The following is a 13,191-nucleotide window of genomic DNA, read 5'->3' on the forward strand; positions in this document are numbered from 1 at the left end:
CAGCGAGAAACTGCTTTAACGCGTCCAGTAGCGTTCGTATTCGTGCTCGGCAAAGTCCGCGAGCAGAAAATCGATGAACACACGCAACTTGGTCGGCATGTAGCGACGGCTTTGAAAAGCCATGTTGATGGTCAGGCGCGGCAAGTCCCAATCATCCAGCACCGGGATCAGGCGCCCCGCCACCAGGTCGGCATTGATGATGTACTTCGGTTGCACCAGGATACCGCCATGGGCCAAGGCCGCTGCGCGGACAATCTGGCCGTCGTTGGTTTCCAGGATAGGGTCGACCTTGACCACGCGTTCTTCATCGCCTTTGGTAAAGCGCATGACCCGGGGCTGGTTGGCGTGGCTGTAGATCAACAGATCGTGATTGGCCAGATCGTCGATGGTCTGCGGCGTGCCCTTGCGCTGCAGGTAGCCGGGTGAAGCAGCCAGCACCCGACGCGTTTCGGCGAGTCGGCGAATGGTGATGTTGGAATCCGGCTCGTATTCCTTGGTCCTGATCGCCAAATCGATTTCGCTGTCGATAATGTCGTAATAGCGGTTTTCACCCAGCACTTTGACCGTGATGTGCGGGTATTTCTTGCGGAACGCCGGGATCAGCGGCGCGATATGCAGCATGCAAAACGAGATTGAAGAGGTAATCGTCAGGGTGCCTACCGGCTGCACCAGCGATTCGCTGAGCGAAGCCTCGGCTTCCTTCAACTCGCCGAGCAGGCTTTTGCAACTCGCATAAAATTGATGACCGGAGTTAGTCAGGGCCAAGCGCCGCGTATTGCGGTCAATCAACCTGACATTGAGGCGTTGCTCCAATGCCACCAAGTGCCGGCTGGCAGCAGCATTCGACAGCCCGAGTATTTCCGCCGCCTTGGTCAAGGTACCGACTTCTGCCGTCGTTACAAAAAGTTCCAGTTCGGTCAGCCGGTCCATTCAGTGCTCCGTTTTTATTTTTTCATATATGAAATAAAGAATTTCGTAGACGGACTTTTTCAACGCTGTGCGGAACTATAACGTGCAGCGCTATGACCTGAAAAGAGCGGCCCAAGACGTATCTCGCCTATCGCAAGCGTGCTTCGGGCCTTAGAAAACCAAGGAGTCAAGATGCGAAATCTGGACGAAGCGACCATTACACAAGCCGTATTGGCGCGTAATAGCAGCACCGCTGATGCGCGCTTGTGCGAGGTAATGACCAGCCTCGTACAACATCTTCATGCCTTCGCTCGCGATATCAAACTGACAGAAGAAGAGTGGCGAAGCGGCGTTGATTTTCTCGAACAAGTGGGCAAAGCCTGCTCGTCTGATCGCCAGGAGTTTGTGCTCCTGTCACACACGTTGGGTCTGTCGACTCTGGTCCTGGCTCAGAATGACAGGAAGCCGTCGGGTTGCACTGAGGCGACAGCCTTCGACGTGCCACAGATTCACAACACCACGGTGTATGACCTGGGCGCCGACATCAGCGGCGGACTCCACGGAGCCAAAGGCTACATGCGTGGCACCGTTCGTGACGCCAAAGGCAATCCAGTGCCCTGCGCGGCCATACAGGTCGGCCAGTCAGGTGACGACTTGGAGAATCCTGAGGTGAACGATACCGACCGCGCCTTACTACAAGCCGACCCACTCGGCCGGTACTTTTTTTCCACCGTCGTACCGCAAAGCCACCGCGTACTCCATGACGGTCCTGTCGGCACGATGCTCACCGCGCTCAATCGCCATGCCTGGCGCCCGGCGCACCTGGAGTTCGTGATCAGTGCCCCCGGTTACAAACGGTTAGTCACCCAGGTTTTCCGCGAAGGTGATCCCTACCTTGATTCCGACGCTGTGTTCGGCGTGCGTCCTTCACTGATCACCCACTGGACGCAACAGCCTCCCGGCGAAACACCGGACGGGACGGTCAGTAGCGATCTGTTTTACACCCTGGAATTCGATTTCTTCCTGGCGAAGGCGTAGTCGTCCATCACCTTGCCAGCTCCAATCGCGAGAGCCCCATGAGCAACGAGCCGTCCATCATTGCGTTGATTTCAGCGCTGGAAGAGCAACGCTATCAGGCGATGCAACGAAATGACGTCGAAAGCATTCAGCGTCTACTTCATCCCGAACTCAGCTATGTCCACTCCAGTGGCAAAGTGGATAACCGTGACAGCTTTATGAAGAACTTGCGTGATGGACTTTCTATCTATCACCGCATTCAACACGTTGTTCATAAGGTCCACCAATCAGGAGACACCGCCATGGTCTTTGGCGAAATGGTTGCCGATATCACTTCCCATGGCGTGGCTAAAACAATCCAGAACCGAACGTTAAATGTCTGGCTGAGGACAGGAATGAATTGGCAATTGTTTGCCTATCAACCGACCCCTATCGCCACCCGTTCATCATCCCTACCTGCTTGCGGAGAATAGACGTATGTCCACGTCCCCCTTTATTTATAACGGCCAACCATCGCGCGTCATCTTCGGCCAAGGTTCGCTGCAACAGTTGGAAGCAGAAATCGATCGACTGGGTGCCAAGCGTGCGCTAGTTCTCTGCACGCCAGAACAACGCGCCCAAGCCGAAAATATTGCCCAATTACTCGGCAACCGTGCAGCGGACATTTTCGACAAGGCCGTCATGCACGTGCCCATCGAAACGGCCCGGGAAGCCCGCGAACTGGCACGCAAGTTGGGCGCGGATTGCGCGGTGGCGATTGGCGGCGGCTCAACCACAGGACTCGGCAAGGCCATTGCGATGGACTCGGGGCTGCCTATCCTGGCGATCCCGACCACCTATGCCGGATCTGAGATGACGCCAGTATTCGGCCTGACCGAAAATGGCCTCAAGCGCACCGGCAAAGATCCGCGCGTGCTGCCCAAAACCGTGATCTACGACTCGGAGCTTACCGTCAGTCTGCCCGTCGACATGTCCATCACCAGCGGCATGAACGCCATTGCCCACGCCGCTGAAGGCTTGTATGCCCAGGACGGAAATCCGGTGATGTCGCTGATGGCCGAGGAAGGCATTCGGGCGCTCGCCGCCGGCATGAAAACCATCCGTCACAATCCAAGCGATCTTGATGCCCGCGATGACTGCCTGTATGGCGCCTGGCTCTGCGGTACCGTGCTCGGCAACGTCGGCATGGCGTTGCATCACAAGCTTTGCCACACCTTGGGCGGCAGTTTCAACTTGCCCCATGCACAAACCCATACCATCGTGCTGCCGCACGCGATTGCCTACAACCAGTCTGCCGCTCCAGCCTTGTCGCGCATCTGCCGAGCGTTGAACGTTGAGGATTGCAGCCCGGCGGCGGCACTGTTCGACCTGTCTAGCTCACTGGGCGCTCCGACCCGGCTGAAGGACCTGGGCTTGACCGAGGCCGACCTGGATCGGGCGACGGACATTGCCTTGTCCAACCCCTACTGGAACCCACGGCCGATTGAAGCAAAGGCCATCCGGCAGCTGCTGCAAGATGCGTACGAAGGTGTTCGCCCGGCTTAAAACAGATGAGTCAGTAAGGCAGATTGAACGGCGTGACAATCTGCACTTGCGACGACGCAATTGGTCCGGCCTTCCACAGGCGATGGAATTGCAGGATATGCAAGAACACGTGGCGAGCATCGATCTGCAGGTTGTGATCGATGATCGCGGCGATTTTTTCCTCGGCCAGCAGTTGGCGGTTTTCCTCGTCCAGATCGTGGCCGATAAACACCTCAAGCGGTCGATCCAGTGCGGCGAACGCGTCGACAATCGCCCGGTTGCCCCCGCCCACGCTATAGACCGCCTTGAGCTCGGGGTGCTGTTTCAGCGCCTCGATCACGCGCTCGAAGGTGCGCTCGTAAACCCCGTAGCCACCGCTGATGTCGAGCACCCGCAAATGCGCGGCACGGCTGCGCAGCCACATGCGAAAGCCCATCTCCCGCTCTTCTTCACCGCGAAACAGCTCGCTACCGATGACCACGGCGACGTCCTGCGGCTGTGGCGCCAGCCATCGCGACAGCAGGTAGGCGGCGGTCTGCCCGGCCGTGCGATTGTCCATGCCGACATAGCCGATACGCTCGCTGTGCGGCAGGTCAGTGACCAGCGTGACCACCGGAATGCCAGCCGCGGCCAGTTGCTTGATCGCCAGGTTCACCGCCGGCTCGTCGGCGGCCTTGAGCACCACGCCCTGACTGCCGGTACTTATGCAGCGCAGTAACTGGTCGTGCATGGCCTGTGGCTCGATGTCTTCAAACAAGTGAAACCGCGGCGCGATGCGAAACGGCGCCAGGCTGCTCAATTGCGCGGTCATCGCCGCCTGCACTGCCGCGCTGAAGCGCTGCGGTGTATGCATGATCACGTCGACATGAACGGTACGCCCGGCCGCCAGGCCATTTTTTTCCTGGTCCTCCAACTCGTCGAGGGCCTGCTCGATGCGACGGCGGGTCTGGTAATGCACGCTGCCGCGCTGATGCAGGACGCGATCGACAGTCGCCTTGCTGACCCCCGCCTGGCTGGCGAGCTGCTTGATGGAAAAGTGTTTGGCACGTTCGAGCATCGTTCTGAGCCTGAGGTTTTTTTGAGGCTCTTTTGAGCATTACTGAGGTGAGGCTAATGCTAGGCTCAGTTTCGCCAGGCGTCGAGCCTACGCACGGACAACAGCGCTCATAACAACAAAAAGCCAGGAGAAACCCATGTCTCAAACCGACCTCAGCATCTCGTTAAGTGGTAAGTACTTCGTCGTTACCGGCAGTACCCAGGGCCTCGGTGCGGCGGTGGCCCACACCCTGGCGCGCCGGGGCGCCGCCGGCCTGATCATTTGCGGGCGCCGCGCTGACCAGGGCCAGGCCCAGGTCCGCCAGTTGGCTGAACTCGATTGCCAGGCATTTTTCGTCGAGGTCGACCTGGAACGCGTCGAGGATTGCCGTGCGGTGATCAAGGCCGCCCGCACCCGCTTCGGCACCCTTCATGGCCTGGTCAACTGCGCTGGCATGTCGGATCGCGGCAGCATCCTCGACACATCCCCTGAACTGTTCGATCGCCTGTTCGCGGTCAACGTGCGCGCACCGTTCTTCCTCATGCAGGAAGCGTTGAAGCTGATGATCAGCCAAGGTGTGGAAGGCGCCATCGTCAACATCCAAAGCATCGTCAGCCACGGTGGGCCGGCGTATCTGACCGCCTACTCGGCGTCCAAGGGCGCCTTGGCGATCCTGACTAAAAACGTGGCCTTCAGCGCCCTGCACAACCGCATTCGGGTCAACGGTTTGAACATCGGCTGGATGGACACGCCCCATGAAGATGAGATCCAGCGCCGCTACCATGGTGCCGAGGATGGCTGGCTGGCGACGGTCGAGCGTGCGCAACCGTTTGGTCGCCTGCTCAAACCCGAGGAAGTGGCGCAGAGCGTTGCGTTCCTGCTGTCGCGCGAATCGGGAATGATGACCGGCACGGTCATCGACCTGGAGCAAGGCGTGATCGGCTGCGGCGACGACACTGCCCCACGCCCTGGCAGCCCGCTGAGCCTGACGGGAGACGCGCTATGAACCAGCCGCTGTCCGCATTTGTGCGTGCCGATTCAGTGCAGCTGCAGGACTTCGCCCGACTCTGCGAACAACAGGCCAATGCCGAGGACTATCCCCACTGCAGCGACGTGCAAAACAATGTGCCGATCTATCACGCGCAGACCTTGCGCGATGGACATCGCGTGGAGGTGCAGAGCGAGTTGCACCGACTGTTTCGCGACGGCCCCGGGGTCATGGTCGTGCGCCAGGGTTATGCAGACCTGGACGTGGTCGATCGCCACAGTCAGGTGTTCGAAGCCATCTTCGCCAGGGAAGCCGCCCAGGGCCTCACCGCCGATCACTTCGCCAAGGCCGGCACCAACGGGCGCATCTGGAATTCGTTGCAAAAGGCGGCACTGCAATCGCCGTCGTCTTTTGTCGAGTACTACGCCAACCCGCTACTGGGGCTGATTGCCGAATCCTGGCTGGGACCCGGCTTTCAAGTCACGGCACAGGTCAACGTGGTGTACCCGGGCGGCCAGGCGCAAAAGCCCCATCGTGACTATCACTTGGGTTTCCAGACAGAGGACGTGGTCGAGCGCTTCCCGTTGCCCCTGCATGCGTTGTCGCAGTACCTGACTTTGCAAGGGGCCGTAGCCCACTCCGATATGCCGCTGGAAACTGGACCGACCTTGCTGTTGCCGTTTTCCCAGCAATACGCACTGGGTTACCTGGCCTGGCGCCGTCTGGAGTTCATCGACTACTTCCAGCATCACGCAGTTCAGCTGCCATTGAATAAGGGCGATCTGCTGTTCTTCAACCCGGCGCTGTTTCACGCCGCCGGCACCAATCACACACCGGATCGCCAGCGCATGGCCAACCTGCTGCAAATCTCCTCGGCATTCGGCAAGCCCATGGAAACAGTGGACCGCGAATGCATGATGCTGGCGCTCTACCCCTGCCTGCTGCAGCGCCTGGCCGACAAGGTGCTGGATGCACAAGGGCTGAACGCGGTGATCGCCTGCACCGCCGACGGCTACGCATTTCCAACCAACCTCGATACCGACCCGCCCCTGCATGGCCTGGCCCCGCAGACCGGGCAGCAGTTGATGCTGCAGGCGCTAACGGAACGCTGGCCCTACGCGACCTTTGCCGAGTGTGTCGCGCAGATGAGCGCCAAGCGCCGGGCATGACCTGTGTTTCCAGACGATTCAAAAACAACAACAAAACCGGACTGAAACCATGAAAAAACGACTCCTGACCTTCCTCTTTGCCACCGTCTTCGCGCCCTTGGCACTGGCCGATATCCGCATCGGCGTCAGCATTGCCCAAGTGGACGATGTGTTCCTTGCGCAGATGCGCGACTACATGGCCGCCCATGCCAAGGTACTCCCGGGCGTGACCCTGCAATTCGAAGACGCTCAGGGCGATGTGGTGCGCCAGTTCAACCAAGTGCAGAACTTCACCGCCCAAGGCATGGACGCGATCATCGTCAACCCGGTGGATACCGCCGCCACGCAAAAGATAACTGACGACGCGCGCAAGGCCAGCGTCCCGCTGGTCTACGTCAACCGCCGTCCCGACCAGGCCGAACTGCCGCCGGGCGTCGGCTATGTGGGTTCGGACGAGATAAAGGCCGGCGAAATGCAAATGCGCTACCTGGCGGAAAAAATGGGTGGTAAGGGCAATCTGGCGATCATGCTCGGCCTGCTCTCCAACAATGCCACCCACAACCGCACCCAAGGGGTGAAGGAAGTGCTCAAAAGCTATCCGGACATCCACGTGGTCGAAGAACAGAGCGCCGAGTGGCAGCGCAGCAAGGCCATGGACCTGATGAACAACTGGATTCTCTCAGGCAAAAAAATCGATGCGGTGGCCGCCAACGCCGATGAAATGGCCATTGGCGCAGCGATGGCCATCAACCAGGCCGGCATGCGCTCGGGCAAGGATATTCTGGTCGGTGGCAGCGACGGTGGCCCCGCCGGCCTGGACGCGATCAAGAAGGATCAACTGTTGGTGACTGTCTATCAGGACAATAAGGGCCAGGCCAGCGGGTCCATTGATCTGGCACTGAAGATGATCAGGAAAGAACCCTATACAGCACAGTTGACCATTCCCTATCGGCTGATCACCAAGGCCAACTATCAGGAATTTCTTAACCCTTGATCGGGACGCGCTGCACGGCCGACAGATGAAGGTTGGATAGAACGAAAACGTCGCTCCGCAGTTCCAGTGTCCGTATATAGGTCCAGGCGGTGTAAAACGTTTTAGAACTGGTTTGTAGTAGTCAACTAATCCCGGACACGGCGTTAAGTTTTTTCTCGGCCTGAGCTGACATACGGACGCCACCTTATAGCAAGCCAACAGCCCACACACGTGAAGAAGCCCGACGCTGGAACACTCGCCGGGCTTCTTCCATCATTGCTCGGCAATGACGGTGTATCGGTTCAAGGCAAAGGATCGAACTTCAAGCTGCTGAGGCTCTGCACTTTGTCCTCGCGAACCATTTTGTACTCGGTGTTCGGGCCGATCCAGCGATCCCAGATCGCGTCGATCTCCCCGGCTTTTTCCATGGTCGCCAATGACTCGTTGACCTTGGCGAGGAACGCCGGCTCATCCCTGCGCATGCCCGCGCCAATTGGCTCGAGCGCCATCGGCTCCTTGGCGAGCGCCAATTCGACGCCGCTGGCCTTGGCCTGATTGACCAGTTTCAGGGCGGTCATGGTGTTGGTCACCAGGCCCACGACCTTGTTCTGCTGCAAGGCCATGTAGGCCGAACCGGTGTCCTGGAACGTCACCGGTGTGGCCCCGGCAATGCGGATCGACTGCTCGGAGGTCGAGCCTTTGGTGGAGCTGATGCGCTTGTCCTTGAAGTAGCTCTTCGGTTGATCGGCGTGGGCCGCGCGCACCACAAGGGTTTCCTTGGCGATGTAGTACGGATCGCTGAACTGGATCTGTTCAGCCCGCGTTTTTGTGTAGGCCAGGTTGGCGAAGATCACATCGACTCGGCCCATTTTCACTTCAGGAATCCGTGCTTCGACAGACAGCGGTTTGAGCTCCAATGCGACGCCCATGGTCTTGGCCAGGGCCTTACACAGGTCGACGTCCATACCCACCAGCTCACGGGTTTTCGGGTCCGGGGCGGAAAATGGCGGCACGTCGGCGTACACACCACAGCTCAACGATTTCTTGGCCATGATGTCGCTCAATTGATCGGCCTGCGCCACCGCAACAGCCAGAGGACCTAACGCCAGCGTGACAAACAGATGCTTCATACGCATGGAAAAACTCCTGGGATTGGAAAGTCGTATGGCAGAGGGAGCAAAATCACTGCGGCTCAATGGGCGCGCAGATCGGCAATAAAACGTTGTGCTCGCGGGTGCGAGGGCTGATTGAAAAAGCTCTCGGGCGTGCTCTTTTCCAGAATCTGACCCGCGTCCATGAACCAGATGGTGTCAGCGACTTCACGGGCGAAATTCATCTCGTGGGTCACGCACATCATGGTCATTCCATCCTTGGCCAAACTCTTCATGACGTTCAGCACTTCACCGACCATTTCCGGGTCGAGGGCACTGGTGGGTTCGTCGAACAACATCACCGGCGGCTCCATCGCCAGTGCCCGGGCAATCGCCACCCGTTGTTGCTGACCGCCGGACAACTGTGCCGGATAGGCGCCGGCCTTGTGTGCCAGCCCAACCCGATCAAGCAACTGCATGGCTTGTTGCTTCGCCGCCGAGCCTTTCAGGCTGCGGATTTTGGTCGGTGCCAGCGTGATGTTTTCCAACACCGACAGGTGCGGAAAGAGGTTGAAACTCTGGAACACGAAACCTACACGGCTGCGCAGCCGATTGATGTGAGCATCAGTGCCGTGCACGTCCTGGCCGTCGAACAGAATCTGGCCTTTCTGGATGTCTTCCAGACGATTGACCGTACGGATCAACGTCGACTTGCCGGACCCCGACGGGCCGCACAGAACCACCACTTCTCCGGGCTTCACCTCAGCAGTGATGTCGGTCAGCGCGTGGTACTCGCCGTACCATTTATTGATGTTCGAAAACATGATCATTGGATGCATGGACGCAACCCTCTTCAATTATCGATGGCCAGCAAGGGGTCGGCCGCCACGGCCTGACCGCCATTACCCAGACGCTTGCGAGCGATACGGCGCTCCACCCAGCCGGCCAGATGGGTCAGGCCGAAACAGAGCAGGTAGTAGATGATCGCCAGGATGAAAAACACCTGGAACGGTTTGGTCAGCAGTTGGTTGTTGACCTGGTTGGCGGCGAAGGTCACTTCCTGGACGTTGATCACATAACCCAGGGAGGTTTCCTTGACGATCGAGATGAACTGGCTGATCAGGCTGGGTAGCGCGTTGTACAACGCTTGCGGCAAGATCACCCAGATCGTCGTGCGCAGGTAACCAAGGCCCAGCGCCCGGGACGCTTCGTACTGCCCCGCCGGCAGCGCCTGGATACCGCCGCGAATGATTTCGCACAGGTAGGCGCTCTGGTAGATCACCAGCGTACAGAGCATGGTCACGAACCCGGTGATGTTATGGCCGATCAGCAACGGCACCAGGAAGTAGGTCCAGAAGATCACCATCAGCAGCGGGATGCCCCGCAGCACATACACCCAGACCGTGGCGGCCCAACGCAGCCCGGTCCACGGCGAAACCCGCGCCAACGCCAGCAGCAAGCCGAAAGGGAATGCCAGCAACAGCGCGAGCGCCGCGAGAATCAACGTACTCGCCAACCCGCCCAAAGGGCCGTGCGGGTACTGGCCGATCAGGAACAAGGTCCAGTTCTGCTGCACAATCGAAAAGATATCGAACATCGTCGTCTACCTCGCCAGCGCTTTGTTAAAGCGTCGCGCCAACAGCGCGCCGAGCCCCATCAACAGTAATGAAAAGACCAGGTAGAACACCGTGGCGACCAGGTAAGACTCGAACGTGCGAAAGGTGTAGTTCTCGACCTCGCGGGTGGCGTACGTCAGTTCCACCACGCCGATGGCCATGGCCAGGCTGGTGTTCTTGAACAACAGCACGGTGTGGTTGATCAAGGACGGCAGGCAATTGCGCACGCCTTGCGGCAGGATCACGTAACGCATCGAGCGCACATAACCCAACCCGAGTGCCCTGGAGGCTTCAGTCTGCCCGGCCGGAATGGCGCGCAGGCCACTGCGGATGTCTTCACAGAAATACGCCGCCTGACACAGCCCCAGGGCAATCACCGAGAACAGGTATTCAGTGCTGTAGTTCGCCAGCCACAGTTGCGTGGACTCGCTGAGCAAGGTCGGCACACCGAAATACCAGAGCATCAATTGCACCAGTGTCGGCACGTTGCGGTGGTAAGACACGTAACCGGCCACCAGTCGGTCGGCATACTTGTTGCCGGTCAGGCGCACGGTCACCAGCAACAGCGCCAGTGCCATTGCCAGCAGCCAGGCGAACAGCGCCAGCTGTAGAGTTATTTCGATGCCCTTGACGATCAGCTCGGCATATTCGCCTTGCAGAACCGCGGCCAAATCGAAGTCATGCTTCATGGTTAATCCCTATCCGCATTGGGCTAAGGGCAGGAACAAGTCACCAAGCACAAGCTTGGTGTGGGTGCAGCAATGACGGATCGATCCGTTCTTCTGTAGCGTTTCGTGCGGGAGAACTCAGCCCTGGTAATCCTGCGGACGGGCGGTGGAAAGGCCGCCGGGCACTTGCAGGGTCGGGGTGATTTCCATGTGCCCGACGTTGACCGCAATCGGTGCAGCAATGGCAAACGCAATGGCGTCGGCAATGTCCTTGGCCTGAGGCAGTTCGAACCCTTCGACAAAGCGCTTGTAGGTTTCTTCGGAGTCACCGTGGACGTGGGCGAAGATGTCGGTGGCCACTCGCCCCGGACAAATCTCGGTGACCCGTACCCGCTTGCCGAAGGAATCGATGCGCAACTGTCGCGACAGCATGCTCACCGCCGCTTTGGTCGCGTGATAAGTCGAGTTGCCACCGAAGTTGTACGCCGCGGCAATCGAACTGATGTTGATGATGTGGCCGCAATCGCGCTCGACCATCCCCGGCAACGCCAGACGCGCCAGGTGCAATACCGCACGCAAATTGACGTCGATCAGCAAGTCGATGCCTTCGGCGTCAGCCTTGAGAATCGAGCCCGGTTTGTCGACACCGGCGTTGTTCACCAAAATATCGAACGGCTGTGTTTCGAACAGACGCGTCAGCCCGGCCAGGTCGGTGACATCGATGGCATGAGCGATACAGCCGGTTTTAGCGGCCAGTTCCTGCAGCTTGTCGGCGCTGCGGGCCAAGGCATGCACCTGCACGCCTTCCTGACAGAGACGCTCGACGACTGCAGCGCCAATCCCGGAAGAGGCGCCGGTCACCAGCGCGGTTTTGTAATCTGAAAATGGCATGAAGCTGTCCTCGTATTACGTGTGCGGATCACTCGGGTGATCGCAATGGCTTCGACTCTATCCAGCCCTGAAGCGCTGGACCAAGACGGAATGACTGTGTGGCAATAAGCCCTGCTTATGACCGTGCGAGCGTTACGCCAGCAGCTGCGAAATCGGTGTGATACAGCCGCCGGCCAACTCGATTTCACGACGGATCGTGCGTGCCAGTTCCACTGCACCGGGCGTGTCGCCATGCAACAGGATCGAGTGCGCCGGCACGGCAATGCGCTTGCCATTGAGACTGGTCACCGTGCCCTCCTCCAGCAACTGCCGAACCCGCTGCAGCACGGCCGTCGGTTCCTTGATGACCGAGCCTGGAACCTTGCGCGGCACCAGCAGGCAGTCATCGTCGTAGGCGCGGTCGGCGAGAAACGTCGTGGCGACCCGCAGTCCGCATTTTTCAGCAGCGTTTTCGATGGCACGACTGCTCGACGAGCTGATGATCAGCGTCGGATCGAACACCGCCACCGCATACACCAATGGCTCAGCCAGTGCCGCGTCGGCCGCGACCATGTTGCCCAGCGCGCCGTGAAAGCTCATGTGGGTCATGCGGTGACCATTGACCGCCGCCATCCCCGCCAGCGCGCCGAGCTGATAGACCACATAAGTCGCGAGCTCCTTGAGTTCGATGTTCATCTGCCGCCGACCGAAACCCATCAAGTCGGGGAAGCCCACATGAGCGCCCAGATCGATGCCACCGGCTTTGGCCAGGCGTACGGTGTTGTCCATGATCAGCGGATCGCCGGCATGGAAACCGCACGCCACGTTCGCCGAGGAGATCAGGCTCATCAACGCCTCATCCTCGCCCATGCGCCACGGACCGAAGCCCTCGCCCAGATCAGCGTTCAAATCAATTTTCATCACTGTTCTCCTCGCCCGTTCATGCCGCATCCAGGCGCATGAACGCCTCGCCATAACCCACCGTCGTGCCGCAAGGCACCAGCACCGCCGTCACCCGCCCGGCCCTGTGGCTGCGGACTGGCAGCAGCAGGTCGCCGACTTGCAGCAGGGCAATCAGCTGCCCTTGTTCCACCCGACTGCCGACCGATGCCAGCACGTCGCTCTGCTCGGGGTGCGTCAACAGCAACCGGCCAAGGCCTGGGGTCTTCAATAGCTGTTCATCGATTACGCTTGGTGCCACGGGCACCGCGACTCGAGCCGGTACGACGACTTCGTCGGTACTGCGCTTGAGCACCAGGTGCAGCCCCGGACGACGTATTTCCGCGCCAGCCAGGTGGGTCTCCTTGAGCCACACCGCCAACTGGCGGATTTCCTGATTTGTCATGTTCGA

General features: G+C 59.4%; 15 protein-coding genes. 6 read left to right on the forward strand and 9 right to left on the reverse strand.

The genetic code is table 11. The features are described from left to right. Positions 1 to 15: 15 nt before the first annotated feature. A complete protein-coding gene (locus tag ACCC96_RS01985) occupies positions 16 to 930 on the reverse strand; it encodes a LysR family transcriptional regulator (protein WP_014337560.1) in 915 nt (304 codons plus the stop codon). Between the two features lie 171 nt (positions 931 to 1,101). On the opposite strand from ACCC96_RS01985, the gene ACCC96_RS01990 reads away from it, so the two are divergent. The 3 genes from ACCC96_RS01990 to ACCC96_RS02000 are packed head-to-tail and all read left to right on the forward strand — an operon-like array spanning position 1,102 to position 3,471. Further along, positions 1,102 to 1,947, forward strand: coding sequence for a dioxygenase (locus ACCC96_RS01990; protein ID WP_413694851.1), 846 nt, complete (start codon positions 1,102 to 1,104; stop codon positions 1,945 to 1,947). 38 nt (positions 1,948 to 1,985) lie between these two features. Further along, a complete protein-coding gene (locus ACCC96_RS01995; protein ID WP_413694852.1) occupies positions 1,986 to 2,399 on the forward strand; it encodes a nuclear transport factor 2 family protein in 414 nt (137 codons plus the stop codon). 4 nt (positions 2,400 to 2,403) lie between these two features. Beyond that, positions 2,404 to 3,471: a maleylacetate reductase gene (locus ACCC96_RS02000; RefSeq protein WP_413694853.1), complete on the forward strand. Its 1,068-nt coding sequence runs from the start codon at positions 2,404 to 2,406 to the stop codon at positions 3,469 to 3,471. Between the two features lie 10 nt (positions 3,472 to 3,481). Here ACCC96_RS02000 and ACCC96_RS02005 read toward each other — a convergent pair whose 3' ends face one another. Then, complete coding sequence (locus ACCC96_RS02005) at positions 3,482 to 4,507, reverse strand: LacI family DNA-binding transcriptional regulator (protein ID WP_413694854.1); 1,026 nt, start codon at positions 4,505 to 4,507, stop codon at positions 3,482 to 3,484. A 136-nt stretch (positions 4,508 to 4,643) separates the two neighbouring features. On the opposite strand from ACCC96_RS02005, the gene ACCC96_RS02010 reads away from it, so the two are divergent. Genes ACCC96_RS02010 through ACCC96_RS02020 form a run of 3 tightly spaced genes read left to right on the forward strand, consistent with a single transcriptional unit; the run spans position 4,644 to position 7,616 of the window. Then, entirely contained in the window at positions 4,644 to 5,492 is an 849-nt protein-coding gene (locus ACCC96_RS02010; RefSeq protein ID WP_413694855.1) for an SDR family oxidoreductase, read from the forward strand. Further along, positions 5,489 to 6,643 (forward strand): phytanoyl-CoA dioxygenase family protein, encoded by a 1,155-nt coding sequence (locus ACCC96_RS02015; RefSeq protein WP_413694856.1) that lies wholly within the window; start codon positions 5,489 to 5,491, stop codon positions 6,641 to 6,643. Before ACCC96_RS02010 ends, ACCC96_RS02015 begins: the two co-directional genes overlap by 4 nt. 49 nt (positions 6,644 to 6,692) lie before the next feature. Beyond that, a complete protein-coding gene (locus tag ACCC96_RS02020) occupies positions 6,693 to 7,616 on the forward strand; it encodes a sugar ABC transporter substrate-binding protein (RefSeq protein WP_413694857.1) in 924 nt (307 codons plus the stop codon). A gap of 281 nt (positions 7,617 to 7,897) precedes the next feature. On the opposite strand, the gene ACCC96_RS02025 is transcribed toward ACCC96_RS02020, so the two are convergent. The 7 genes from ACCC96_RS02025 to ACCC96_RS02055 form a co-directional block, all read right to left on the reverse strand. Next, positions 7,898 to 8,731, reverse strand: a complete 834-nt coding sequence (locus ACCC96_RS02025) for an ABC transporter substrate-binding protein (protein WP_204124423.1) — start codon at positions 8,729 to 8,731, stop codon at positions 7,898 to 7,900. Between the two features lie 56 nt (positions 8,732 to 8,787). Next, positions 8,788 to 9,516, reverse strand: a complete 729-nt coding sequence (locus ACCC96_RS02030) for an amino acid ABC transporter ATP-binding protein (RefSeq protein ID WP_177318277.1) — start codon at positions 9,514 to 9,516, stop codon at positions 8,788 to 8,790. A 23-nt stretch (positions 9,517 to 9,539) separates the two neighbouring features. Then, entirely contained in the window at positions 9,540 to 10,283 is a 744-nt protein-coding gene (locus ACCC96_RS02035; protein ID WP_413694858.1) for an amino acid ABC transporter permease, read from the reverse strand. Positions 10,284 to 10,289: 6 nt separating this feature from the next. After that, a complete protein-coding gene (locus tag ACCC96_RS02040) occupies positions 10,290 to 10,991 on the reverse strand; it encodes an amino acid ABC transporter permease (protein ID WP_007935475.1) in 702 nt (233 codons plus the stop codon). Between the two features lie 117 nt (positions 10,992 to 11,108). Next, positions 11,109 to 11,861: an SDR family oxidoreductase gene (locus ACCC96_RS02045; protein WP_413694859.1), complete on the reverse strand. Its 753-nt coding sequence runs from the start codon at positions 11,859 to 11,861 to the stop codon at positions 11,109 to 11,111. Positions 11,862 to 11,993: 132 nt separating this feature from the next. Next, positions 11,994 to 12,761, reverse strand: coding sequence for a LamB/YcsF family protein (locus ACCC96_RS02050; protein WP_413694860.1), 768 nt, complete (start codon positions 12,759 to 12,761; stop codon positions 11,994 to 11,996). 19 nt (positions 12,762 to 12,780) lie between these two features. Then, on the reverse strand, positions 12,781 to 13,185 hold the full coding sequence (locus ACCC96_RS02055; RefSeq protein WP_413694861.1) for a biotin/lipoyl-containing protein: 405 nt from the start codon (positions 13,183 to 13,185) through the stop codon (positions 12,781 to 12,783). Positions 13,186 to 13,191 lie beyond the last annotated feature (6 nt).

It is taken from the genome of Pseudomonas sp. Pseusp11 (assembly GCF_047304405.1).
In the GTDB taxonomy this organism is placed as follows: domain Bacteria; phylum Pseudomonadota; class Gammaproteobacteria; order Pseudomonadales; family Pseudomonadaceae; genus Aquipseudomonas.